The 24986-nt window shown below is 67.5% G+C and carries 23 protein-coding genes; 11 read left to right on the forward strand and 12 right to left on the reverse strand.

Features of this window, described 5'->3' with window-relative positions; all coding sequences use genetic code 11:
• Window positions 1–150: 150 nt before the first annotated feature.
• Together ACNSTU_RS10290 and ACNSTU_RS10295 are read right to left on the reverse strand one after the other, a co-directional pair.
• The gene (locus tag ACNSTU_RS10290; protein WP_418212329.1) at window positions 151–1221 is read right to left on the reverse strand and encodes a phosphotransferase family protein; all 1071 of its coding nucleotides are present in this window, start codon (window positions 1219–1221) and stop codon (window positions 151–153) included.
• Between the two features lie 55 nt (window positions 1222–1276).
• Complete coding sequence (locus ACNSTU_RS10295) at window positions 1277–2035, reverse strand: SDR family NAD(P)-dependent oxidoreductase (RefSeq protein WP_418212330.1); 759 nt, start codon at window positions 2033–2035, stop codon at window positions 1277–1279.
• Window positions 2036–2180: 145 nt separating this feature from the next.
• On the opposite strand from ACNSTU_RS10295, the gene surE reads away from it, so the two are divergent.
• Complete coding sequence (surE, locus tag ACNSTU_RS10300) at window positions 2181–2969, forward strand: 5'/3'-nucleotidase SurE (protein ID WP_418212331.1); 789 nt, start codon at window positions 2181–2183, stop codon at window positions 2967–2969.
• Window positions 2970–3004: 35 nt separating this feature from the next.
• Here surE and ACNSTU_RS10305 read toward each other — a convergent pair whose 3' ends face one another.
• A complete protein-coding gene (locus ACNSTU_RS10305; RefSeq protein ID WP_290637447.1) occupies window positions 3005–3463 on the reverse strand; it encodes a MaoC family dehydratase in 459 nt (152 codons plus the stop codon).
• 227 nt (window positions 3464–3690) lie between these two features.
• Here ACNSTU_RS10305 and ACNSTU_RS10310 point away from each other — a divergent pair, with 227 nt between their 5' ends.
• From ACNSTU_RS10310 to ACNSTU_RS10330, 5 genes are all read left to right on the forward strand, one after another.
• Window positions 3691–4872: an acetyl-CoA C-acyltransferase gene (locus ACNSTU_RS10310; RefSeq protein WP_290637449.1), complete on the forward strand. Its 1182-nt coding sequence runs from the start codon at window positions 3691–3693 to the stop codon at window positions 4870–4872.
• An 86-nt stretch (window positions 4873–4958) separates the two neighbouring features.
• A complete protein-coding gene (locus tag ACNSTU_RS10315; RefSeq protein WP_290630378.1) occupies window positions 4959–6152 on the forward strand; it encodes an acyl-CoA dehydrogenase family protein in 1194 nt (397 codons plus the stop codon).
• A 31-nt stretch (window positions 6153–6183) separates the two neighbouring features.
• Window positions 6184–7335 carry an acyl-CoA dehydrogenase family protein gene (locus tag ACNSTU_RS10320; protein ID WP_290637451.1) on the forward strand — a complete coding sequence of 384 codons (1152 nt, stop codon included), beginning with the start codon at window positions 6184–6186 and terminating at the stop codon, window positions 7333–7335.
• A 117-nt stretch (window positions 7336–7452) separates the two neighbouring features.
• Window positions 7453–9258: an acyl-CoA dehydrogenase gene (locus ACNSTU_RS10325; RefSeq protein WP_290630373.1), complete on the forward strand. Its 1806-nt coding sequence runs from the start codon at window positions 7453–7455 to the stop codon at window positions 9256–9258.
• 28 nt (window positions 9259–9286) lie between these two features.
• On the forward strand, window positions 9287–10051 hold the full coding sequence (locus ACNSTU_RS10330) for a class II aldolase/adducin family protein (protein ID WP_290630371.1): 765 nt from the start codon (window positions 9287–9289) through the stop codon (window positions 10049–10051).
• Between the two features lie 178 nt (window positions 10052–10229).
• Here ACNSTU_RS10330 and rssA read toward each other — a convergent pair whose 3' ends face one another.
• Window positions 10230–11165, reverse strand: a complete 936-nt coding sequence (rssA, locus tag ACNSTU_RS10335; protein WP_290630369.1) for a patatin-like phospholipase RssA — start codon at window positions 11163–11165, stop codon at window positions 10230–10232.
• A 351-nt stretch (window positions 11166–11516) separates the two neighbouring features.
• Complete coding sequence (locus tag ACNSTU_RS10340) at window positions 11517–11957, reverse strand: hypothetical protein (RefSeq protein WP_290630367.1); 441 nt, start codon at window positions 11955–11957, stop codon at window positions 11517–11519.
• 74 nt (window positions 11958–12031) lie between these two features.
• Here ACNSTU_RS10340 and ACNSTU_RS10345 point away from each other — a divergent pair, with 74 nt between their 5' ends.
• The 4 genes from ACNSTU_RS10345 to ACNSTU_RS10360 all read left to right on the forward strand — a co-directional run bounded on the left by ACNSTU_RS10345 (window position 12032) and on the right by ACNSTU_RS10360 (window position 17350).
• On the forward strand, window positions 12032–13153 hold the full coding sequence (locus tag ACNSTU_RS10345) for a PQQ-dependent sugar dehydrogenase (RefSeq protein ID WP_290637453.1): 1122 nt from the start codon (window positions 12032–12034) through the stop codon (window positions 13151–13153).
• Window position 13154: 1 nt separating this feature from the next.
• Window positions 13155–14357: an MFS transporter gene (locus ACNSTU_RS10350; protein WP_418212336.1), complete on the forward strand. Its 1203-nt coding sequence runs from the start codon at window positions 13155–13157 to the stop codon at window positions 14355–14357.
• Window positions 14358–14462: 105 nt separating this feature from the next.
• Window positions 14463–16145, forward strand: a complete 1683-nt coding sequence (locus tag ACNSTU_RS10355; RefSeq protein ID WP_418212332.1) for a methyl-accepting chemotaxis protein — start codon at window positions 14463–14465, stop codon at window positions 16143–16145.
• A 35-nt stretch (window positions 16146–16180) separates the two neighbouring features.
• Window positions 16181–17350 (forward strand): MFS transporter, encoded by a 1170-nt coding sequence (locus ACNSTU_RS10360; protein WP_290630360.1) that lies wholly within the window; start codon window positions 16181–16183, stop codon window positions 17348–17350.
• On the opposite strand, the gene ACNSTU_RS10365 is transcribed toward ACNSTU_RS10360, so the two are convergent.
• The 7 genes from ACNSTU_RS10365 to ACNSTU_RS10395 form a co-directional block, all read right to left on the reverse strand.
• Window positions 17347–18423, reverse strand: a complete 1077-nt coding sequence (locus ACNSTU_RS10365) for a sensor histidine kinase (RefSeq protein ID WP_290637457.1) — start codon at window positions 18421–18423, stop codon at window positions 17347–17349. The genes ACNSTU_RS10360 and ACNSTU_RS10365 overlap by 4 nt on opposite strands.
• 43 nt (window positions 18424–18466) lie before the next feature.
• Window positions 18467–19294: an alpha/beta fold hydrolase gene (locus ACNSTU_RS10370; protein WP_290637459.1), complete on the reverse strand. Its 828-nt coding sequence runs from the start codon at window positions 19292–19294 to the stop codon at window positions 18467–18469.
• A gap of 15 nt (window positions 19295–19309) precedes the next feature.
• Entirely contained in the window at window positions 19310–20743 is a 1434-nt protein-coding gene (locus ACNSTU_RS10375) for a protein adenylyltransferase SelO family protein (RefSeq protein WP_290633133.1), read from the reverse strand.
• Window positions 20744–20804: 61 nt separating this feature from the next.
• Window positions 20805–22310 carry a PH domain-containing protein gene (locus ACNSTU_RS10380; protein ID WP_418212333.1) on the reverse strand — a complete coding sequence of 502 codons (1506 nt, stop codon included), beginning with the start codon at window positions 22308–22310 and terminating at the stop codon, window positions 20805–20807.
• Window positions 22303–22857 carry a PH domain-containing protein gene (locus ACNSTU_RS10385; RefSeq protein WP_290633129.1) on the reverse strand — a complete coding sequence of 185 codons (555 nt, stop codon included), beginning with the start codon at window positions 22855–22857 and terminating at the stop codon, window positions 22303–22305. Before ACNSTU_RS10385 ends, ACNSTU_RS10380 begins: the two co-directional genes overlap by 8 nt.
• A 15-nt stretch (window positions 22858–22872) precedes the next feature.
• A complete protein-coding gene (locus ACNSTU_RS10390) occupies window positions 22873–23436 on the reverse strand; it encodes an RDD family protein (protein WP_290633127.1) in 564 nt (187 codons plus the stop codon).
• A 38-nt stretch (window positions 23437–23474) separates the two neighbouring features.
• Window positions 23475–24032, reverse strand: a complete 558-nt coding sequence (locus ACNSTU_RS10395; protein ID WP_290633125.1) for an NUDIX hydrolase — start codon at window positions 24030–24032, stop codon at window positions 23475–23477.
• 105 nt (window positions 24033–24137) lie between these two features.
• Here ACNSTU_RS10395 and ACNSTU_RS10400 point away from each other — a divergent pair, with 105 nt between their 5' ends.
• Window positions 24138–24926 (forward strand): TSUP family transporter, encoded by a 789-nt coding sequence (locus ACNSTU_RS10400; RefSeq protein ID WP_290633123.1) that lies wholly within the window; start codon window positions 24138–24140, stop codon window positions 24924–24926.
• Window positions 24927–24986: the final 60 nt, after the last annotated feature.

Here is a 24986-nt window from a genome sequence, read left to right on the forward strand (position 1 = left end):
TGATGCAACATTATTACGTTGCGTTTGTGCAACATTGGGGGCAGGTTTCTCGGGTGTTGGGCTGGGGGTTGGTGGATCTGAAGATCCACCCTACGGCGCCCCCTTCGCGGCGAGCCGTAGGGCGGACCTTCAGGTCCGCGGATGCCAACCCTAGCCCTTCAGCCGTTGCGCCTCTTTCCATCCGGCATCGGCCAGGATGGTGGCGCCTTCGCCCACGCTGAGGGCGTCGGCGTTGGCGGCGTTGCCGTCCAGGGCGCGTTTGTACACGCCCTGGAGGATGGCCGCCAACCGGAACAGGGCGAAGGCGGTGTAGAAGGGCCAGTCCTGGATGCCGTTGTCGCGGCCCGCCTTCCGGCAGTACATGTCCACGAATTCCTGCTCCGTGGGCAGACCCAGCTCGCCCAGGTCCAGATCCGCCAGACCACGAATGCCGGGCAGGCCCGACGGCAGGTGGTAGGGAATGCAGCAGTAGGCTAGATCCGACAGCGGGTGACCCAGGGTGCACAGTTCCCAGTCCAGCACCGCCACCACTTCCGGACGCTCCGGGTGGAGCATGAGGTTGCCCAGGCGGAAGTCGCCGTGGGCGATGGTGGTCTCGTCGCTGCCCGCCGGAATGTTCTCCGGCAGCCAGGCCATGAGCTTGTCCATGGACGGATTGTCACCGGTCTTCGACGCTTCGTATTGCTTGCTCCAGCGGCCGATCTGGCGGCCCAGGAAGTTGCCGGGCTTGCCGAAGTCGGCCAGGCCCACAGCCGCGTAGTCCACGTTGTGCAACCGGGCCATGGCGTCGGCCTTGGCCTCGAAGATGGGCCGCCGCTCGGCCTTCGGCACCTCCTCGAGGGCCGGATGGCTGTAGACCCGCCCTTCGATGAAGCGCATGACGTAGAAGGGCGTACCGATGATGGCGTCGTCCTCGCACAGCAGCAGCATCTCCGGCACGGGCACGTCGGTGTCGCGCAGGGCGCGCATCACCTGGTACTCGCGCTCCACCTGGTGGGCGGACGGCAGCAGCTTGCCCGGCGGCTTCTTGCGCAGCACGTAGCGGCGGCCGCCGGACTCCAGCAGAAAGGTGGGGTTGCTCTGCCCGCCCTGGAACTGCTTGATGGCCAGTTCGCCGCCGAACTCCTCCGGCAGCTGCTCGCGCAGGTAGGCGTGCAGGCCGGCCTCGTCGAAACGGTGGGCGTCGAGGACGTCCACCAGCTGTTGTGTCTCTTCACTCATTCCGTTGTCGTCCCCATGCATCGACGCCCGGCGAGCGGGCGGGTTGAGCGGTGATTCAGGCGGAGACCGTCTCGCCGCCATCGGCGACAATGGTCTGGCCGGTCACGTAAGCGCCCATGCGCGAGCCCAGGAACAGCGCCACACCGGCGATGTCCTCCGGCTCGCCGATCCGGCGCAGCGGCGTCTGGTTCTCCACGCGCTTGAGCCGCTCCGGATCTTCCCACAATGCCTTGGCGAAATCAGTCTTGACCAGCCCAGGGGCGATGGAATTGATGCGGATGTTGGACGGCCCCCACTCCAGCGCCAGGTTGCGGGCCAGGGACGCTTCCGCGGCCTTGGACATGCCGTAGCAGCCGATGACGGTATTGCCACGCAGGGCGGCGATGCTGGAGAGCAGGATCACCGAGCCGTTGTTCCGCTCCGCCATCTGCGGCAGCACCATGTTGCACAGCTGCCAGGTGCTCTTGACGTTGGTGTTCATGATCTTGTCGAAGGCCTCGTCAGTGAGCTCGCTCATGGGGCCGTAGACGGGATTGGTGGCGGCATTGGCCACCAGGATGTCGATGCGCCCCCACTTCTCCATGGTGGCGTCCACGAGCTTCTGCAGCTCCTCCTTGATGCCGATGTGGCAGGGCACGGCGATGGCCTCATAACCCTTGTCGGTGAGCTCTTTCGCCACCGCCTCGCACGCCTCGGCCTTGCGGCTGGAGATCACCACCTTCGCGCCGTGCTCGGCGTAGGCTTCGGCGATGGCCTTGCCGATGCCGCGACTGGAACCGGTAATCAGTGCAACCTTGTCTTTGAGATCGATCATCGCTTCTTCTCCCGTTGGCTCATTCATGGCGGGCCGGTATCGGTCCGGCTTGTCTGCCTGTTGCCGATGCACCGTGGGCGGCTGGCCCGCACGGCGTCATCCACGCATACTGTGCCGCCGGCCACCCCTAACCGAGGAGCAGCCCATGACGGCGAAACTGTCCCGCGTCCTGCTGACCAACGACGACGGCATCGATGCCGACGGCCTCGCCCACCTGACCACCATCGCCCGGGACGTGGCCGAGGAGGTCTGGATCGTGGCGCCGGAGCGGGACCAGAGTGGCAGCTCCCACAGCGTCTCCCTGCACGAGCCGGTCCGCTGCCGGCGCCTGGGCGACCGGCACTACGCCGTCTCTGGCACGCCCAGCGACTGTGTGCTCATGGCCACGCAACACCTGATGCGTGACGCGCCGCCGGCGGTGGTGCTGTCGGGCATCAACCGGGGCGCCAACGTCAGCGACTCGGTGGCCTACTCCGGCACCCTCGGCGCCGCCATGACGGCGCTGGTGATGAACGTACCGGCCATCGCCCTGAGTCAGGCGTTCCACAGCCCGGAGCCGGTGCCCTGGGGCACGGCGCTGCGCTACGCACCGGCGCTGATCCGCGACCTGGCGGGCGGGCCATGGGGCACGGACCTGTGTTTCAACGTGAACTTCCCCGCCATCGCCCCGGACGCCGTCAGCGGCCGGGCGGTGTGCCGCCAGGGCCGTGGGTCCATCGCCGGGGTGCGTATCGAGGCGCGCATGGACACCCGCGACAAGCCGTACTACTGGTTCGCCTTCCAGCACGACTACTCGGGGGTAACCGCCGCGGACACGGATATCGAGGCCCTGCGCCGCAATCACATCGCCATCTCGCCGCTGCGCCTGGAGCGCAATGACGAAACCCTGGAGGCGGCGCTGGCCGAACGCCTGGGCGCGGAGCGGCCGGCCTGAGACGGCCGCCCGACGCCGGCGCGGTCCCGCTGCCATCAGGGCAGGCAGAGGCTCACGGACTCGGCAATGCACGCCGGCTTGTCCTGGCCTTCCACCTCGATGACGACCTCGGCGGTGAGCTGGACGCTGCCGTCGTCGCGGTCACTGACGTCCTTGATGGTCTGGTGCAGGCGTACGCGCGCACCCGCGGGCACCGGGCCGGTGAAACGCAGCTTGTTCAGACCGTAGTTGATGCGGGCGCTGACGCCCTGGATCTCCAGCAGCTGCTGGGCAAGCATGGGCAGCAGGGAGATGGTGAGAAAGCCGTGGGCGATGGTCTGGCCGTAGGGGGATTCCTCACGGCAGCGCGCCTCGTCAACATGGATCCACTGATGATCACCGGTGGCTTCGGCGAACGCGTTGATGCGCGCCTGATCCACGGTCACCCAGTCCGTCCTGCCCAGATCCTTGCCGCTCTGAGCCCTCAGCTCGTCGAGACCGTTGACTACCAGCACGGGCCTTCTCCTCTGCTTTGATTCCGCCTTGCGAAACCCAATTTTAAAAATTTTGCTTCTGAAAGCGAACACCCTATACTGAAACCCAACCGATGGGAAGCGGTCCCCGGGGGTTATGTTGCCATGCACAACAACGGCTTGGCGCACTTCCCGCACAGTCGTTCCAGAGCGTTCGCCCGTATACAGTGAGTAACCGTCCAAACGGCAAGCCGAATCAGGAGAACATCATGTCCGACGCCGTTATCGTCTCCACCGCCCGTACGCCCCTGGCGAAGTCCTTCCGCGGCGCATTCAACATGACCCACGGGGCCGACATGGGCGCCCACGCGCTCAAGCACGCCGTGGAGCGCGCCGGCGTGGAGCCGGCCGAGGTGGAAGACCTCATCATGGGCTGTGGCATCCCCGAGGGCGCCACCGGGCACAACATCGCCCGGCAGATTGCCCTGCGCGCGGGCATGCCCATCACCACCGGCGGCACCACCGTGAACCGGTTCTGCAGCTCCGGCCTGCAGACCATCGCCATGGCCGCCCAGCGCGTGCTCGTGGACAAGGTGCCGGTCATGGCCGCCGGCGGCGTGGAGTCCATCACTCTGGCCCAGGCCAACATGAACAAGACCCACCTGCACAACGAGTGGCTGAAGGCGAACAAGCCGGAGATCTACCTCTCAATGATCGAGACGGCGGACATCGTCGCCCAGCGCTACGGCGTCTCCCGCGAATACCAGGACGAATACGCCCTGCGCAGCCAGCAGCGCACCGCCGCCGCGCAGGAGAAGGGCTACTTCAACGACGAAATCGTGCCCATGGACGTGGTGCAGGGCTTCAAGGACAAGGAATCCGGCGAGACGTGGACGGAGAACCGCACCGTCAGCATGGACGAGTGCAACCGTCCCAACACCACCCTGGAGGGCCTGAACTCCCTCGAGCCGGTGATGGGCCCGGACAAGTTCGTCACCGCCGGCAACGCCAGCCAGCTCTCCGACGGCGCCTCGGCGTGCGTGGTCATGGACGGCAAGCTGGCCGAGCAGCGCAACATCGAACCGCTGGGCATTTTCCGTGGCTTCGCAATTGCTGGCCTGGAGCCCGACGAAATGGGCATCGGCCCCATCTACGCGGTGCCGCGGCTGCTGGAGCGCACCGGCCTGACGATGGACGACATCGACCTGTGGGAGCTCAACGAGGCCTTCGCCTCCCAGGTGCTCTACTCCAAGGATCAGCTCGGCATCCCGGACGAGAAGCTGAACGTCAACGGTGGCTCCATCTCCATCGGCCACCCGTTCGGCATGACCGGCGCCCGCTGCACCGGCCACGCGCTGATCGAGGGCAAGCGCCGCGGCGCCAAGTACGTGGTCGTCACCATGTGCGTGGGTGGCGGCATGGGTGCAGCCGGACTGTTCGAAGTCTGCTGATCCCCTGAAACCACAACCCCCGGCGGCACAAGGCCGCCGGGGGTCTTCTTTAACGACGGGTCTCAACCGCCTGGAGTCAATCAGTCATGGACATCAACTTCACCCCCGAAGAAGAGGCATTCCGCCAGGAAGTCCGTAGCTTTCTGAAAGAGAAGCTGCCCAGGGAAATGAGCGACAAGGTGCTCAACCACAAGCACCTGACCAAGGACGACCTGGTCAACTGGCAGAAGATCCTGTACGAGAAGGGCTGGGCCGCCCCCGGCTGGCCGAAGAAGCACGGCGGCCCTGGCTGGACGCCAGTGCAGAAGTCCATCTTCGAGGAGGAAACAGCGCGGGCCGGTGCGCCACCGCTGCTGCCCTTCGGGCTCGCCATGGTGGCGCCGGTGATCATGAACTTCGGCTCCGAAGAGCAGAAGGAGCGTTTCCTGCCGCCGATCCTCTCCGCTGATGCGTGGTGGTGCCAGGGCTACTCCGAGCCGGGAGCCGGCTCCGATCTGGCGTCGCTCAAGACCCGCGCCGAGCGGGAAGGCGATCACTACATCGTCAACGGTCAGAAGACCTGGACCACTCTGGGCCAGCACGCCGACTGGATCTTCTGCCTCGTGCGCACGAACCAGGAGGTCAAGAAGCAGGAAGGGATCTCGTTCCTGCTCATCGACATGAACACCCCCGGCATCTCCGTGCGGCCGATCCAGCTGCTGGACGGCGGCCACGAGGTCAATGAGGTCTTCTTCGACAACGTCAAGGTGCCGGCGGAGAACCTTGTCGGCGAGGAGAACAAGGGCTGGACCTACGCCAAATTCCTGCTCGGCCACGAGCGCAGCGGCATCGCCGGCATCGGTCGCGGCAAGATGGAGCTGACCCGCCTCAAGGAAATCGCCTCGAAAGAGCAGAAGAACGGTCGGCCGCTCATCGATGATCCGTCGTTCCGCGCCCGCATTGCCCGCATCGAGATGGATCTGGACGCCCTGGAAATGACCGATCTGCGCGTCACCGCGGCCGTGCAACAGGGTCAGGCGCCCGGGCCGGAAGCCTCCATGCTGAAGATCAAGGGCACCGAGATCCGCCAGGAGATCTACCACCGCGTGCGCGAAGCCGTCGGCCCCTACGCCCTGCCGTTCCAGCCCGAAGCACTGGACGGCCAGACCGACGATGCGGTGGCGCCGGACTACGCCCTGTCCGCAGCGCCCACCTATTTCAACAATCGCAAGCTCACGATCTTCGGTGGCTCCAACGAGATCCAGAAGAACATCGTCGCCAAGATGATTCTGGGCCTCTGAGCGAACGCAACAGTTTACGGAGCAAGTAACGATGGATTTCTCTCTGACTGACGAACAGCGCATGCTCCAGGACACCGTGGAGCGCCTGGTGCAGGACCAGTACGGCTTTGAACAGCGCCGCGGCTACATGCAGGAGAAGGGCGGCTTCTCCCGTGACATGTGGAACCAGATCGCGGAGCTCGGCCTGCTGGGCGTGCCCTTCCCCGAGGAGATCGGTGGTTTCGGCGGCGGCGCCATCGAAACCATGCTGGTGATGGAAGCCTTCGGCAAGGGCCTGGTGCTGGAACCCTATGTGGCCAGCGTCGTGACCTCCGGTCAGCTGATCGCCGACGCCGGCAGCGACGCCCAGAAGGAAGCGATTCTTGAGCCGCTGGTCGGCGGCGAGCTGGTCCTGGCCTTCGCCCACGGTGAGCCGGACAGCCGCTACAGCAACACCCAGGTTGCCACCCGCGCCGAACGCTCCGGTGCCGGTTACACCATCACCGGGCACAAGGCCGTGGTGCTGCACGGGGATAGCGCCGACAAGTTCGTGATCAGCGCTCGCACCAGCGGTGACACCATGGATGCCGACGGTCTCAGCCTGTTCCTGGTCGATGCCGACGCCAAGGGCGTCAGCATCCAGGGTTACCCCACCATCGACGGCCTGCATGCAGCCGAGGTCAAGCTGAACGGGGTGCAGGTGAGCGAAGATGCCCTGATCGGCCAGGAAGGCAAGGCCGCCGACCTCATCGAGCTGACCCAGGACCGTGGCGCCATGGCTGTCTGCGCCGAGGCCGTAGGTGCCATGGGCGTGGCCTGCGACCTGACGCTGGACTACCTCAAACAGCGCAAGCAGTTCGGCATGCCCATCGGCGCCTTCCAGTCGGTGCAGCACCGCATGGTGGAAATGCGCATGGAGCTGGAACAGGCCCGCTCCGCCACCCTCAAGGCGGCCGCCAAGCTCGATTCCGGCGACCCGGTGGAACGGCGTCGCGCCGTGTCCATCGCCAAGCACCAGGTGGGCATCGGTGGCCGGTTCGTGTCCGAGCAGTCCATCCAGCTGCACGGTGGCATCGGCATGACGGAAGAGTATTACCTGGCGCACTTCGCCAAGCGTATCGCCATGATCGACAACCAGTTCGGTGACGCCGACGCGCACCTGGACCGGTTCTCGGCGCAGATGGACGTGCCGAAGACGGCGTAAGGCAACCGGCGGCCCAGGGGTGGATCCCACCCCCGAACCGCATTGATGTACCTGAACCTGCGTAGGGTGGACGTTTACGTCCACCAGGCCAGGCCCACCCCACTGCACGAGACCACCATGAACAGCCCCATCGTCAACCGCCGCGATCTCGACTTCCTGCTCTACGAACTGCTGGACGCGGAACAGCTCACGGAGCGCGAGCGCTACGCCGAGCACAACCGCGAGACGTTCGACGCCGCCATCGAGACGGCGCACCGCGTGGCCGTGGATCATCTCTATCCACACAACCGCAAGAACGACCTTCAGGAGCCGGAGTTCGACGGCGAGACCGTGACCACCATTCCGGAGGTGAAGCAGGCGCTGGACGTGTACTGCGATACCGGCCTGATCGCCGCCGCCCAGGATTTCGACCGCGGCGGCATGCAGCTGCCGGCGACCATCGCGCAGACCTGCACCGCCATCACCAAGGGCGCCAACGTGGGCACCTTCGCCTACATCGGCCTGACCGTGGCGGCCACGAACCTGATCCTCGCGCACGGCAGCGAGGAGCAGATCGAGCGCTACACGCCGCACATGCTGAGCGGCCGCTTCTTCGGCACCATGTGCCTGAGCGAGCCCCAGGCAGGGTCGTCACTGGGCGACCTGCGCACCCGCGCCACCCCGCAGGACGACGGAAGCTACCGCATCCAGGGCAACAAGATCTGGATCTCCGCCGGCGACCACGAGCTCGCCGATAACATCGTGCACATGGTGCTGGCACGCCTGCCCGACGCACCGCCGGGGGTGAAAGGCATCTCCCTGTTCATCGTGCCCAAGTACCTGGTCAACGACGACGGCAGCCTGGGCCGGCGCAACGACGTGAAACTCGCCGGGCTCATCCACAAGATGGGCTACCGCGGCACCACCTCCACCATGCTCAACTTCGGCGAGAACGGCGACTGCGTGGGCTACATGGTGGGTGGCCCCGGCGACGGCCTGAAGTGCATGTTCCACATGATGAACGAGGCGCGCATCGGCGTGGGCCTCGGTGCCGTCATGCTCGGCTACGGCGGTTACCTCCACTCCCGCGACTACGCGCTGGAGCGCCGCCAGGGCCGCGCACCGGGCGAGAAGGATCCCACGACGCCGCAGCGACGGCTGGCGGAGCACGCCGACGTGCGCCGCATGCTGCTGGCGCAGAAGAGCTACGTGGAGGGCGGCCTGGCCCTGGGGCTGTACTGCGCCACCCTGGTGGACGACGAACGCACCCATCCCGACGCCGGCGCAAGGGCCGACGCGGCGCGGCAGCTCGCCATTCTCACGCCCATCATCAAGTCCTGGCCGTCGGACTACTGCCTGCGCGCCAACGACCTGGCGATCCAGATCCTGGGCGGTTACGGCTACACCCGCGAGTACCCGGTGGAGCAGCACTTCCGCGACAACCGCCTGAACCCGATCCACGAAGGCACCCACGGCATCCAGGCCCAGGACCTGCTGGGCCGCAAGGTGCGCCAGGAGGACGGCGCCGCGTTCCGCTGCCTGGTGGACACCATGCGTCGCACCGCGGACGACGTGGACCGAAGCGGCCCGACGGCCATGGCCGGCCACGCCGATGCCCTGCGGCGCGCCCTGGACACCCTGTGCGACACCACCCAGGCGCTGGCCACGGTGGCGGAAACCGGCGATCAGGAGCGCTACCTGGCCAATGCGAGTTACTATCTGGAGATGACCGGGCACATCGTCATGGCCTGGCTGTGGCTGCGGCAAGGGATCACCGCGGCAAACGCAACACCCGCCACGGATGACGACCGGGCGTTCTACCAGGGGAAGCTGGCGGCGTGCCGCTACTTCTTCAACGTGGAGCTGCCCAAGGCCCACTACCACGCGGATCTGCTCCGCCAGGTAGAGGACACCCCCCTGACGACCGAACCCGCCTGGCTATGAACCGGCGGGCCCCGACGAGGAGAACACCATGGACATGAAAACCAGTGATCCCGCGCTGAAGACCGATTTCGACTCGCTCACCGAGTGGGACGTGCGCGTCCAGCTCGCCGCCGCCTACCGGCTGGTGGCCCACTTCGGCTGGGACGACCTGATCTTCACCCACCTCTCCTGCCGCGTACCGGGGCCGGAGCACCACTTCCTGCTCAACCCCTACGGCTACCTGTTCCACGAGATCACCGCCTCGTCGCTGGTGAAGGTGGACAAGGACGGCAACGCCGTGGACAAGGATGGCGAAGGCAAGATCAACCCGGCCGGCTTCACCATCCACAGCGCCGTGCACATGGCGCGCGACGACGCCCACGCGGTGATGCACCTGCACGAGCCGAACTGCATGGCCGTCTCCGCCCAGGAAGGCGGGCTCAAGCCGCTCAGCCAGACCGCCATGCTCTGCCAGGCGCATCTGGCCTTCCACGAGTACGAGGGTGTGGCCCTGAACCTGGACGAGCGCGAGCGGCTGATCCGGGATATGGGCGACAAGAACATCATGATGCTCTGGAACCACGGTGTGCTCACCGCCGGCAAGACGGTGCCGGAGGCGTTCATCTACCTGTACTTCTTCACCCGCGCCTGCGAGATCCAGGTCCGCGCCGGCAACGGTCCGCACCACCTGCCGGACCAACAGGCCATCGACACCACCCGGGAGCAGGGCCAGATGCTCGGCGGCGCCGCCAAGCTCGCCTGGCCAGGCCTGCTGCGTATCGCCGACGAGCAGTACCCCGGATTCCGGGAGTGAAGCGGAAATCGTGGTGGTGGACCTGAAGGTCCACCCTACGGGCTCCGGGATTCCTGCGAGGGGGTGACGTCGGGCGTGGTGATGGTGGACCTTAAGGTCCACCCTACGCCTGCATCCTATCCCGGGGCCGCGGCGTAGGGTGGATCTTCAGATCCACCATCCACGAACTCACCACTTTCTACACCTCGAACAGGTCCTGCAGCGCCGGGGCCATGCGGCGCACGGCGGCTTCGCCCTCGGCGATGGCCTCCGCGGCCCGGTCGAACTCCAGCAGACCGATGTGCGACAGCCGCGGCGAGATGAGCATATCCGGCGGATCCCCGGCCATGCGGCTGCGGGTAATGCGGTCCTGCATGATGTTGATGGAGTTCGCCGTCACCTGCAGCAGCCCCGGCGTCGGATCGCCGCCGCGCAGCTGCGGCATGGCAGGGACCTTCAGCCAGGGCGCGTGTTCGCGAATGCCGGCGGAGAGGCGGTCCATCCAGTTGGGATCCATGGCCTCTTCTTCAATCTCCGGCTTGCGGGGACGGCGGATGTGCCGCCCCACCAGGTCGCCGTTGAGGCTCACGGCAATCACCCGCTCCGCACCCATGGCCCGGCACAGGGAGACCGGCACCGGGTTGACCAGGCCGCCGTCCACCAGCCAGCGCCCGTCATGACTCACGGGGGTGAAGATCCCCGGCAGCGAGATGGAGGCACGCACGGCCTCCGGCAGCCCTCCTTCCCGCAACCAGACCTCGAGCCCCGTTTCCAGCTCCGTTGCCACCACGCCCAGGGGCAGGCGCAGATCCTCGAAACGCGCCTCGCCGAAATGCTCGCGGAAGGTGTTGACCAGCCGTTTACCCTCGAAGAAACCGCCGCTGGAGAACCCCAGATCCATGTAGCCGATGATGTCGCGACGACTGAGGCGCATCACCCAGTCTTCGAACGCCTCCAGGGCGTCCAGCCCGTAGATGGACCCGACAATGGCCCCGACGGATGTGCCGGCCACCAGGTCGGGCTCGATCTCCATCTCCGCAAGGGCTTTGATGACGCCGATATGCGACCAGCCGCGTGCGGAGCCGCCGCCGAGGGCGAGGCCGATGCGGGGTCGGGTCGAACGGGAACTGGGCACGAACGCGATTCCATGGCATTGCTGGTGGATGAGCACGCCATGATACCGCCGCGACACCGGCAGCGGGAATGGATTCGGCGATTCAGCCGCTCACGACGCCTGCCCGCAGCAGCTGTCTCCGACGTCATGGGCTCGATGATGAGGGTATCGGCCTCCTCGCGGATGCCACGCAGCTCGGCAAGGCACGCACGGACAGGCCGCAAGCACCGTTGCACCAACGGTGGCTGCGGCTGCGGCGGACTGCTGCAGACGGTGTTCGAACGTCGACATGAACGCAACCTCGATCTGGAAGCAGCGACAACATCCTTGTTCGTGGCCACAGTGCACCGGGCGGGGCCGGGCGTGCGCCCGTCACCCGCGCGCGGCGGTCCAGCGGGCGAAGGCAATACCGCCCACGGCGCCGCCCAGCGCCATGAGCCCCATGCCGAACGGGCTGCGCGCGGCGGCCACCGGCGTCACCGGCAACACGGCGGCCATGATCACCAGTGCACACATCACCCCCACCCCACCGGCGAGAAAATAGACGGCCGTGCGCGCATCCGGCGCCTTGCTTGCCAGCAGCCCGGCTACGGGAAAGGCCAGCAGCAGTGCCGCCGCCACCACCAGCGCCCAGACCGGCGCGAAGCCGAACAGGTCGCGCACGGTCACGCCCAGCCACTGGGCGGGCGTCACCTCGACCCCGAGGGCGACGATCCACGCCATGCTGAACTGGCTCTGGACGATGGAGCCGAGCACCGCGGCCACAACCACCGCGCCGACCCACGCCACCCCGTATCGCACTGCTGATCTCATTCCAGTCATCGTGTAAACAGAGTCGTCAGTATGCTGCTATGGTGTCAATTCCCGATTACTACAGAGTCGCACGAATGGGCGTGAAGAATGTACTCGTGGCCGTGTTTTCAACCGCATTGGGAATCGCTGCCCTGCCGGCGGTCGCGGCGGCACCCGAGCACCAGCGCGAGACCATCGCCGACGATCTCCGCCACCCCTGGTCACTGGCCTTTCTCCCGGACGGCCGCATGCTGGTCACCGAGCGTGAAGGGATCCTGCGCGTCATCGATGACGGCACCCTGCATGACGACCCCGTGGCCGGGCTGCCGGAAGTCTACGTGCGCAACCAGGCGGGCCTCTTTGACGTGCAGCCCCATCCCGACTGGGACGATAACGGCTGGATCTACCTGAGCTTCGCCCACGGCAGCGACCGCGCCAACAGCCTGCGTGTCATCCGCGGACGTCTGGACGATCACCGGCTCACGGATATCGAGACCATCTTTACCGCCGAGCCAACCCGCGACACGCCGGTCCACCTGGGCGGCCGTCTGCTGTTCCTGGGCGATGGCACCCTGCTGGTCACCTACGGTGACGGCTTCGACTACCGCGAGGACGCGCAGCGGCTGGACAACCACACCGGCACCATCCTGCGCCTCACCGACGATGGCGACGTGCCGGCGGACAATCCCTTCGTGGATGCCCCCGACGCGCGCCCGGAAATCTTCAGCTACGGCCACCGCAACGTCCAGGGCGTGATCCGCGATGCCGACAATAGCCGACTCTGGGCCCATGAACACGGCCCCCGCGGCGGTGACGAGCTGAACATACTCACCCCCGGCGGCAACTACGGCTGGCCCGTAGCCACCCACGGCGTGGACTACTCCGGTGCGCGCATCACGCCGCACACGTCGCTCCCGGACATGGAAGACCCGGTGCACGTCTGGACCCCGGCCATCGCACCCGCCGGCATGGCCCAGTACCGGGGCGACGCGTTCCCGGAGCTGGACGGCGATCTGCTGATCGCCGGACTGGTGGCGCGCAGCATTGTCCGGGTCCAGCTCGACGACACGACGGTCACCGACACCAGCCGGCTGTTCGAGGACCTGGACCGGCGCATGCGCGATGTCCGGGTCGGCCCAGATGGCGCCATCTATCTGCTGACGGACCACTCCGACGGCGAACTCATCCGCATCACACCAGAAAACGGAGACCAGTGAACTGACTACGGCAGCGCCGGCGGGCGAGAAACGCAACGTCGCCATTCTCGCCATCAATCAGGCGCTGTTCCTGATCACGGCGATCACGGTCATGACCCTGGGCGGGCTGGTAGGCCAGCAACTTGCGGCAACGCCGGCGCTCGCCACCCTGCCGGTGGCAGCCATGATGGTGGGCACGGTGACCTTCACCCTGCCCGCTTCGCTGTTCATGAAACGCTACGGCCGCCGGCCGGGCTTTCTCATCGGCACCATCTGCGGCGGTGGCCTGGGCGGCGCGACCGCCGTGGCCGGCATTGTCTTCTCCAGCTTCTGGCTGTTCTGTCTCGGCAACCTGCTGCTCGGGCTCTACCAGGGCTTCGCCATGTACTACCGGTTCGCCGCCGCGGACGTCGCCTCGGACGCCTTCCGCAGCCGCGCCATATCGCTGGTCATGGCCGGGGGCGTGATCGCCGCCTTTCTCGGCCCCTGGAATGCCAGCCAGGCAACGACCCTGTTCGCCGCCGCGCCCAATGCCGGCCCCTACGCCATGGTGATCGCCCTGGCACTGGCCGGCTCCGGTCTGCTCGCCTTCCTGCGCGTGCCGGCGGCCAGCGAACCGGCCCCGGATGCGGTGGCGCGACCATTTGCCACCATCGCGGGGCAGCCGGCATTCCGGGTGGCCCTGATGGCCGCCGCCGTGGGCTACGCCATCATGATCCTGGTGATGACCGCCACACCCCTGGCCATGCAGGCAGAAGGCTTCGGCATGCGCGAGGCCGCCACGGTCATGCAGTGGCACGTGCTGGGCATGTTCGCCCCCTCCTTCATCACCGGCCACCTGATCGCGCGCTTCGGCTTGGGGAACATGTTGCTCACCGGCTGCGCGGTACTGGTGGCGTCGGTATTCGTCGCCGTCAGCGGCGCCAGCTTCACGCACTTCCTCGCGGCGCTGATCCTGCTCGGCATCGGCTGGAATTTCCTGTTCGTCGGCGGCAGCACGCTGCTGACCCAGACTCATACGCCGGCGGAACGGGGCAAGACCCAGGGCGCCAACGACCTGGTGGTCTTCTCCCTGGTGGCCGTAGGGTCGCTGCTCTCCGGACTGCTGCTCTACAGCGTCGGCTGGACGTGGCTGAACCTGCTGATGCTGCCGGCGGTGCTGGTGACCGCCGTCGGGGTCTGGCGGCTGCAGCACACACAGGAGGTGAGCGCGCCCGCGGGGTAGTGGGATCAAGTTTTCCGCACGCGGGCCGACACTCCGGACATACGCGCAGACCTCCCCGCCGGAGCGCGCTGCGATGCCCGACCGCATGCAATGAGGACCGATACCGTGCACGGCCCATTCAGCGCACGCCTGATCACCCTTGCAGCCGTACTGCTGGCGCTGCACGCCCTGGCACTGGCGGCCGTGGCCACGGAGCTGCTGCCGACCACTGCAGTCGCCCTTCTATCCCTCGGCGCCAGCCTGGGGTGCGCGGCCGCCGCCGTCTACCAATGGGGCACCCGCGCCGATCGCGCCGTACGCGATCTGCGGGACGGGCTGGACCGCATCCACGGAAGCGGCGGCGACCTGTCCCAGGACAGCACCGCTCTCGCCGGCGTGGACTCCGCCAGTGAACAGGTGGTGGCCCAGCTCCGGGAGACCCTGGGCGATCTGCGCTACCGCGCCCTGGATATCGCCGTGGAAGCGGCCCGCCTGCGCAAGACCACCGGCAGCGCCGAGCAGCGGGCCGAGGATCAGGAGTCGTACTCCCAGCTCATCTTCCAGTCTAGCGAGGAGACCACCCGGGCGCTGGAGGACATCTCCGGGCGCAGCAACGCCATGTCGGCCAACAACGCCGAGAACCTGGAGCACGTGCGCAGCTCCCGGGATGAACTTGGCCGCGCCTCCGACCGCATCACCGAGATGAGCCAGCGCTTCGAGCAGTTCGCGGAGACCGTTGGCCGGCTCACGGACAGCGCCGGGCAGATCCGCTCGATCATGAGCCTGGTCCAGGGCTTTTCCAACCAGACCAATCTGCTTGCGCTGAACGCGGCCATCGAGGCGTCACGCGCTGGAGACGCCGGTCGCGGTTTCGCCGTGGTCGCCGAGGAAGTCCGCGATCTCGCCAGCAAGGTGCACGAGGCCACCAGCCAGATCGACGGCATTGTCGCGGAGATGGATACCCAGGTGCAGGAGACCGTGGCCGGCAGCGAGCAGATGCGCCAGTACGCCGAGGAGACCCGTGTCGCCGTGGGCGGCGCCACGGATACCTTTGCCGGCATGGTGGACGCGCTGGAGAACGCCCACGGCGAGCTGATCGCCATTGGTACATCCATCGAGGAGCTGACGGTCACCAACCAGGACATCCACGCCCGCAGTACGGAGATCCGCGACCTGGGCCAGCAGGTCCACGAATCCATGCGCGAGTCCGCCGCCTTCTCCGCCACGCTGCGCGAGGCCTCCGAGCAGAGCATGGCGCTGCTTGCGCGCTACCGTCTGGGCGAGGGCACGCTGGAGAGCATTCTGGACACGGCGACGACCTACCGCGACCAGGTCCAGCATACGCTGGAGGCGATGCTGACTGAGGGACTCAACCTGTTCGATCAGGACTACCAGTGCGTGTTCGACGGCGACCCCAAGAAGTACACCACCGCCTACACCGAGGCATTCGCCCGTCGTTTCCAGGACACGGTCGACGCTGGCCGGGACGAAATCCCGGGGTGCGCCTACATGCTGATCATTGACCGCGCCGGTTACGCGGCGATCCACCACTCGAACGTCTCGGAACCGCCGACCGGCGACCCGGAGCAGGATGTGCCGCGCAGCCGCCACCAGCGCATCTTCGCTGCCAACGACACGGAAATCCGCCGGGCGCGCAATACCGATCCACTGCTGCTGCAGACCTACCTGCGTGACACGGGCGAGGTCTTGAACGATCTCTCGTTGCCCATCATGCTGCGGGACCGGCACTGGGGGGCGCTGATCTGCGGATTCCGCCCTGACGTGGTCATGCGCCAGCACCAGGAGTAATGCCGCTCTGCGGGCGGCGCCAACGCGGATCGCCCATGGATACGACACCACCCCGGTGGCTGCTGCCCGCCATCGTCATTGCCCAGCTGCTCGCCACCAGCCTGTGGTTTGCGCCGAATGCCGTCATCGGCGACCTGCAGGACGCCTGGGGCACGGACGGGGGCGAAGGCATCGTCACCACGGCGGTCCAGCTCGGATTCATCGCCGGCACCCTGTGCTTCGCCCTCCTCGCCATCGCCGACCGCTTCCACCCGGGGAACGTCTTTCTGCTCTCGGCGCTCACCGGCGCTGCGGCCAATGCCAGTGTGCTGCTGTATCCGGAACAGTTCGGCGCGGTACTCGCGGCGCGCTTCATCGTCGGTTTCTCTCTGGCCGGGGTCTATCCGGTGGGCATGAAGATGGCGGCCGGGTGGTACGGCGGCGGGCTGGGTCGGGCGCTGGGTTTTCTGGTCGGTGCGCTGGTGCTGGGTACCGCCTCGGCGCACCTGATCAGCGCGGTGGGCGTCACCTGGAACTGGCAGGCGGTCATCCTCGGCACTTCGGTGCTGGCGGTGGTCGCCGGACTGCTGGCGTGGAGCGTACCGGAGGGCCCGAACCTCAAGCGCAGCGGCGCCGTCCGCTTTGCCGGGGTATTCCGCGCCTTCCGCGTGCCGCGCTTTCGCGCCACCGTCATGGGCTATTTCGGCCACATGTGGGAGCTGTATGCGCTGTGGGCGTTCATTCCCGTGTGGTTCGTGGCCTACGGGCTGGAGCGTCAGGCCCTGTCGATGGCGGCCTTTGCCTTCATCGGTGTCGGCGCCCTGGGCTGCGCCGCCGGCGGCCTGCTGGTGGAACGCTTCGGCGGCGGCCGGGTGGCCATCACGCAGCTCGGCACCTCGGCCCTGTGTTGCCTGCTCTCGCCCCTGATGCTCGCGGCGCCGCCGTGGCTGTTTGCCGTATTCGTGCTGGTCTGGGGCGTCACCGCCGCCGGGGACTCACCCCAGTTCTCGGCACTGAACGCCCGTCACGCGCCGGCGGACATCGTCGGCTCGGCGTTGACCCTGACCAACTGCATCGGCTTCTCCATCAGCATCGGCAGTCTCATGCTGCTGGAGTGGCTGCAATTCCGCGTGGAGCCCGCCTATCTGCTGATCGCGCTGCTGCCGGGGCCGCTGCTCGGGCTGCTGGCCGCACGCCCGCTGTGGACGCGCCAGGACGGGGACTAGTCCGGCGCCAGCGGTAGGCTGAGGGTGAACGTGGCCCCCTCGCCCTCCTCGCTGACGACGGTGAGATCGCCTTCCATGGCCTGGGCCAGTTCACGGCTGATGGCCAGACCCAGCCCCACCCCGCGGCGTCGCGCGGCGTTATCGTCGCGATTGAGCTGCGTGAAGGGCTGGAAGATCCGGTTACGGTCGGCCGCCGGGATGCCCGGCCCGTTGTCGGCCACGTGAATCAGCACCTGGCGGCCCTGCACGGCCCAGCGCACGGTCACCGCACCACCGGGCGGCGTGAACTTGGCGGCGTTGCCGAGCAGGTTGACCAGGATCTGCTGCATGCGGTCCGGGTCCGCGGTCACGCATGCGTCCGCATCACTTTCCTCACGCCGATAGTCCACACCGCAGCGGGTGAATTCCTGACCGACCAGCGCTTCCACGCGCGCCAGGATGGTGGCCACGGGCAAACGCACGAGATTGATCGCCAGATCGGTCGTGCCCATGCGCGTGTAACCCAGAATGTCGTTCACCAGGGTATTCAGGTAACGACCCGCCTCGTGGATGTACCCGAGCTGCGCCTTCTGTTCCGTATTGACCTCCCCGGCATGGCCGGCACCCAGCAGGTCCGAGAAGCCGATGATGGCGTTCAGCGGCGTACGGAACTCGTGCGACATGGTGGAGAGAAAGCGTTCCTTGGCACGGGAGGCCTCTTCGGCGTCGCGCCGCGCCTGGAGCAGCTCGTTTTCGTAGTCGCTGCGCAGCGGCGCCGCGAGAATGGCGTAGTCCACCACGTCGCCGGCGCCGCGGCGCGCATTGACGATGACCGGCACCGGTTCGCCGGTCGCGCTCAGCAGGCGCAGATAGACCTCATTGACGGCGCCCTGAAGCCTGAGCAGCGGCCGCGTGTGCGTCTGGTGAAAGACGCGGCTGGCGGGATCCATGAACGCCGTGAGCGGCTGCCCGATCAGCGCATCCGTGCTGCCGTGCCCCAGCATCTCCGCCAGGGTGGTGTTGGCCACCACGACCACGTCACTGGCATCCAGGCGTGCGATCCCGCAGGGGACGTTGTCCAGTAGTCCGTCCATCTCCGCTCCACCGGCCTCGTGCCTGACTCCGGCAGGCCGCGGGTCAGTGCCCACAGCGGGACGCCTGCGCGTCCAGGTAATCCCGCAGGATCGACGCGGTTTCCGCGGGGGCGCTCACGTGCGGAAAATGCCCGCTGGCGTCGACCATGCGCAGGGTGCTGTCCGGCATACGGCGGTGCAGATACTCCCCCACTTCCGGACGCGCCAGGGCATCGTCGGTGCAGTGGATGATCAGTGACGGCACCGGTGCCAGTGGGAGCAGATCGCGATTATCGGAGAGAAAGGCGACCTCGGCGAACTCCCGCGCCACCCCGGGCGTGTTCGCGGCCAGTGAACACGCCAGCTCGTCAGTCAGTTCCGGCTGCTCGGGGTTCTGCATGACCGCGGGCGCCAGCATGCGGGCCCAGCTCGCGAAGTTGTGCTCCATCATGTCCAGCAGATTGAGGATGTCCTCGCGGTCGAACCCGCCGGTGAACCCCGGCGGGTCGTTGGCGTAGCGCGGCGAGGCGCCGATCATCACCAGGCCGGAGAAGTACTCCGGGGCGCGGATGGCTGCCCGCAGGCCGATCATGGCGCTGATGGAATGGCCCACCAGCAAGGTATCCCGCAGGTCCAGCGCCCGGCAGATGTCCACCACGTCCTGGGCGTAGCCATCGATGCGGCTGTAGCGCCGCGCATCGTAGGCGCTGGCGTCGGAGCGGCCGGAGCCTACGTAGTCGAACAGCACGATGCGGTGATCCGCCTCGAACCAGGGCACAAGGCGGCTCCAGATGGTCTGGTCGCAACCGAATCCGTGGGCAAGCATCAACGTGCGTTCGCCCTGACCGACAATGCGCACGTTGTTGCGCGCAATCACATCATTGGTATCCACAAGTACTCCGTCGTGTCAGCGCCAGACCACGCCCAGTTCCCTGTGCGCGTGGGCCATCATACGCATGGCGCTGACTGCGTCCGTGAACGGTTCCCAATTGTCGTCATCGGCAATGGCCGCCCAGATCGCCTCCACCTCCCGGACCTGCATGGCCACCGGGCCATCCAGCCGCCAATAGGGTGCCTCCGCCACAGAGGCGGCACTCGGCAGGGGATCACAGGCCCGCAGCTCGTCGATCACGCCGGCCCAGTGCGCGGACCGGTATGTGGACGCCTCCGTGCTGGCGTCCATGCGCTCCGGCGACGCGCCGCCCACCAGGTCGAAGAACGGCCGCTGGAAGGGGACGTGGGTCGCCTCCATCGCCTCGTAGAAGCGCCCCACCAGGGCGCGGGCCTCGCTCCACGGCTCCGGCGTGTGAAGGCCGAGGCGGGTGAACGTGCGCGTCACCACGGACTGGTCGAAGCGGCTCTCGAATGCGCCCACCCGTCCCTGCAGCTTGGCGGCCTGACTCAGTGGCGCCAGGCTGCGGGCGAGCTGCTCCAGGTTCCATACCATGACCCCGGGCTGGCGGCCGAAGGCGTACAGCCCCATGTGATCGAAGTACGCCGCGGTGAAATAGGGGTCAAGGTGGGGCAGAAAGCGCCACGGCCCGTAATCGAAGCTCTCGCCGGTGATCACCACATTGTCGGTGTTGAGCACCCCGTGCACGAATCCGGCGACCCACCATTCGGCGGTCATGTCCGCCGTGGCGCGGACCACGCAGCTCAGCAGCCCGGCAACCGGGTCCGGCTCGTCGGCGGCCTCCGGCCAGTAGGTCTCGATGCAGTAGTCCACCAGGCGACGCAGCTCGTCGCGCTGGCCCAGCCGTTCCAGCCGCTGGAAGGTGCCGATGCGCACGTGGCTGTGACCCAGGCGCACCAGCACCGAGGAGCGGGTGGGCGAGGGTTCGTCGTGGCGGACCAGATCCTCGCCGGTCTCGATCAGGCTGAGGCTCTTGGAGGTGTAACAGCCAAGCGCCTCCAGCATCTCTGTTGCCAGCACCTCGCGCACGCCCCCCTTGAGGGTGAGACGGCCGTCGGCACCGCGGGACCAGGGAGTCCGCCCCGAGCCCTTGGTCCCCAGATCCAGCAGGCGATCCCGCTCATCCCGGACCTGGGCAAAGAGAAACCCGCGCCCGTCCCCCAGCTCCGGGTTGTAGGTCTGGAACTGATGGCCGTGATAGCGCAGCGCCAGGGGCGTCGCCAGGTTGTCGGGCAACGGCTCGAACCGACCGAAATGGGTCAGCCATTCGGTATCGTCGAGAGTACCCAGCCCGACGCGGTCGGCCCACTGCTGGTTGCGGAAGCGCAGACGCAGATCCGGGAACGGGGCCGGCTCCACGGCGTCGTAAAAGGCCGGCCCAAGCGCCTCGTGTCGGCTGTCGGGGTGGTAACGGGATGATACCGGCATGGGCGGACTCCCTGCGTGATCGAATGGCACCAGTCAGGCACCGACCCCCCGGAACGCCTGCTCACTCGCGCCCGGACTGGACAGCATGGTCGCCTGGCGGCGCTTCCACGTGCAACAGCGTCCGGTTCGCCAGTGCCGAGGCCTCGGCATGGTCGATCCACGGCAGACGCTCCGGGCCGCTGGCAAGGGTGATCTGGAGGGTTGCCACGCCCCAGCGGCGCTGGAACCAGCTCTGCTGCACCCGCACCGCCTGGGCATTGGCCAGCGGAAACGCCGACGTGCGCCGCCCCAGCAATCCCGTGCGGATGAAGGCGTAGTCGTGCTGCACGCGCCAGCCCACGGCCAGCCAGCGCAGGTGGCCCAGCCCCCAGGCCAGCGGCGGCACCGCCACGGCGGCCAGCAGCCACCACGGTTGCGCGGCGCTTGCAGCGACCACCCCCACGATCACCAGCAGCGCCAGGCCGAAGCGCACGGCCATGGCGCGCCGGTAACGCGGGTGAACACGGGCGTACGCGCCTTCCAGGGCGAGTGGTGGCCAGAACGCGCGCGCGAGCGCCGGCCCCTCCGTGACGGCGAGGCCCGGAATCAGAAAACTGTGGCCAGCGTGGTCTGCGGCGCGTGGCAGGCCACCGTACTGCCGGCAGACCAGGTAGCCACGCCCCAGGAGGCGGCCGAGCGCGGTCTGCACCCACTCCACCGACTGCAGTTTGCGCGCGGACAGCACCTGCTCCTGGCGGTTGAGCAGCCCACTGCGCTGCACGTAGCGATCTCCGTCCGTCACCAGCGTGAAGCCGTGGAACCGCAGCCATGCGACCACCACCGACACCAGCATGAGCAGTGCAATGAGGCCAGCGAGAATGGCGCTGCCCGCGAGCCAGGGCGCCTCCACCACCATGCGCACCCAGACCGAGTCGCCCAGCGTATCCAGATGCTGGCGAGCCAGCCGCTCCAGGGGCTGGAGCACCGGTGCGAGAAAGGCCGCGAGCAGGTAGACGGAGTTGCTGGCCAGCCCGTGCAGGGTCAGGCCCCGTGCACCGAGCCGGAAGACGACCTCTGCCGACGGTGTACCGGCGGCGGCGCTGCCCTGGTCCGCGAGGCTGCGGCCGCTGCTCAGGGCCTGGCGCAACGATTCCGCCAGCCCGCGCCGGATCCCGGGCAGTTCCAGCTCGGTGGTCACCCCGCCGGGGGTGGCGGCGCTGAAACGCACGATGTCGAACGGGCGCATGTACGCCGGCTGCTCCAGACTGATGTGCTGGATCCGCCCCGCAGAGAGCTTGAGCTCCGTGCGCTCGAACAGCCCCTTCTGCACCAGCAGCACGTCGTCATCGAGACGGAAGCGGAAGCGCCGGTAGTACACCAGGCTCAACAGCGCCGCGACCAGGAGCAGCGCGGCCAGGCCGAGGAGCACCTCCGTGGCACCGATCCGCTCGATCACCGCCACCCCGGCGCCGGCGCCCAGCAGCACCGGCACGTTCTCGCGGACGAACTGCAACACCCCGCGCACGAACAGGAATACGACCGACCACGGCGAAAGCCGCTGCCAGCCCGCCTCCACGGCTTCAACCAAGGGGATCGTCCTCGGGCGGCGATGCAGCCGGGGCGTCATCCCGGGCGCGGATCCGCTCCAGGAGGTGCTGGCGGAGCGCCTCCGCCGTCTCGGGCCGCAGGCCGGCGAGCACCAGATCGCCGCTGGTGCCCCCGGCGGTGAAGCAGGTGAGCCGCATCAGCCCGAAGGCCCGCTCCAGCGGGCCGCTGGCCGTCTCCACATGCTGGATGCGGCAGACCGGGAGCACGGTGGTCCGCTGGACCACCAGCCCGGCCTGATGGATGAGGTCCTCATCGCGCAGGGCGAACGCCCGCCGCCGCGCCTCCAGCGCGGACAGCACCGCGGCCGCCGTGCCCACCAGCAGCACCCCGGCAAGCAGGGCGGCATGGGCCGGCAGGGGGACGGTGGCCCACAGGGGGGTGAGCGCAACGATCAGGGTGAACGGCCCCCAGAACCCCAGCGCCGCGATGATCCGGTAGGGCACGAACCGCGCCGACACGGGTGTCAGTGCCACCCGTTCGAAAGCAGGCAGGCTATTCACATCCACGGGGTCGTTGCGCCACGTCATGGTCGGGCGTCCTGTTCAGGATGACACACGGACCACCAGCGTCCCGGCGATCTTGTCGTGCAACCCCTGCTTGCGCCGGGTGAAGGCGACCATGATGTAGCCGATCATCAGCAGCAGGCCGGAGAGGATCTCCGCGAAGTACCGGCCCGTAGCGCGGGCAAAGGAGATGCGCTCCCCCTGCAGATCGGTGACCTTCATGCCCATCAGCATCTTGCCCACCGTGGCCTGATAGCTGGAACTGTGCATCCCCGCCCAGTAAAGCCAGCCCACGGCCAGGTTCATGGTGTCCCACCAGGTCCAGAACGCTCCAGCGCCCGGGGGCTGATCGCCGGCCAGTGAGGCCGGCGCCAGCAGCAGCTGGAGAATGGTCAGCGGCAGGATCAGCACCAGCATGTCCACCAGGGCTGCCGCCACCCGGCGCCAGAAGCCACCGTACGCAATCCCGGCGGCCGGGCCGTCACCGAAGAAACCGGTTTCCTGCGCCACCAGACGCCGCTCCTCGGGATCGAGCGGCGCACCGCACTGTTCGCAGAAGCGGGCATCGTCCGGGTTGGCCGTTCCGCACTGGGAACAAAACATCACTGAACTCCTTATGCAGTGCGCGAGAGCGGGACGGGCTACAACCCGCCGATCAGGTTACCGGTCCCGCCCTCGGGGTTCTGACGAGGGGCAAACGCGGTGTGTTCGCGGGTCTCCTGGAAATGCGCCAGGGCCCAGTGCACCGTGGGGAAGGCGATCTCGTCGCGGGGAATCTCGTCGGGCCGGAACAAGGCCACCTCCCGGGACTCCGGCCCCGCGGCCACCTCGGGCGAGGTCAGCCGCGCCCGGTAGATGAGCTGCACCTGGCTGATGCGCTGAATGGTATAGACGGCCAGCAACTGCTCGATCTCCATCTGCGCGCGCGCCTCCTCCCAGGCTTCACGCCGCGCCCCCACCTCCACGTCCTCGCCCAGTTCCAGGTATCCGGCAGGCAGGGTCCAGTAGCCGATGCGCGGCTCGATGGCGCGGCGGCACAGCAGAATCCGGTCGCCCCAGTAGGCCACCGACCCCACCACGATCTTGGGGTTCTCGTACTGGATGAAGCCGCAGTCGTCGCACACCAGGCGCTCGCGGTCGTCACCGTCCGGAATGCGGCGGGTGAAGTTGGCGGGGTCGAACGGATTGCTCGTACTCATGACAGGCGAGTCTATGCGTCCGCGCAGGAGGCGACAAGCGCAGCCCGAAGGACCAAAGCCTCACCCGGCATTCTCGGTTATCCTGCCGGTCAACAGGAGTCGTACGTGATCGCGGATCTCATTGCAGACCTCTGGGCACAACTGATCCCCCAGGCCCTGTCCGGCTGGAGCATGGCCGTGCTGCTCGCCAGCAGCCTGGTGACGTCGTTCATCACCGCCGCCTTCGGCGCCGGGGGCGGCGTCCTGCTGCTGGGCATCATGACCGTCTACCTCCCGGTTACCGCCGTCATCCCGCTGCACGGCGTGATTCAGGCGGGGTCCAATGCCGGGCGCGTGGCGCTCGGGCTGCGCGACATCCGCTGGCCCATCGTGCTGGCCTTTGCCGGGGGCGGCATCATCGGCGCACTGGCCGGCTCCCAGCTGCTGGTCCGACTGCCCCTGGGGTGGATGGAACTGGCCCTCGGCGCCTTCATCCTGTGGGCCTGCTGGGGGCCGAAGCCGACGCTGCGCCGTGGATCAGGAGCGCGGGTGGCCGCCGGTGGCGCCATCACCAGCCTGGTAACACTGTTCGTCGGTGCAACCGGCCCGTTCGTGGCGGCCATGCTGCGGGCCATGCGGCTGGACCGCCACGTGCATGTGAGCACGTTCTCAGCATGCATGGTGATCCAGCACGGGCTGAAGATCGGCGTGTTCGGCCTGCTCGGTTTCGCGTTCGCCCCCTACCTGCCCTTTCTCGCAGCCATGCTGATCGCCGGTTTCGCCGGCACGGTCACGGGCCGGATCGCCCTAGAGGACCTGAGCAACCGCGGCTTCCACACCGCGCTGAACGTCATTCTCACAGTGCTGGCCCTGCGCCTGCTCTATTCGGGAACAGCGTCACTGCTGGGTGGGTAGGGCTTGCCGATCCGGCCTCACTGGCAGACCATGATGCCGGATCGGCAAGTCCCGGGGATA

Origin of the sequence: Aquisalimonas sp. APHAB1-3 (assembly GCF_048323695.1) — a bacterium.
Classification (GTDB): domain Bacteria; phylum Pseudomonadota; class Gammaproteobacteria; order Nitrococcales; family Aquisalimonadaceae; genus Aquisalimonas.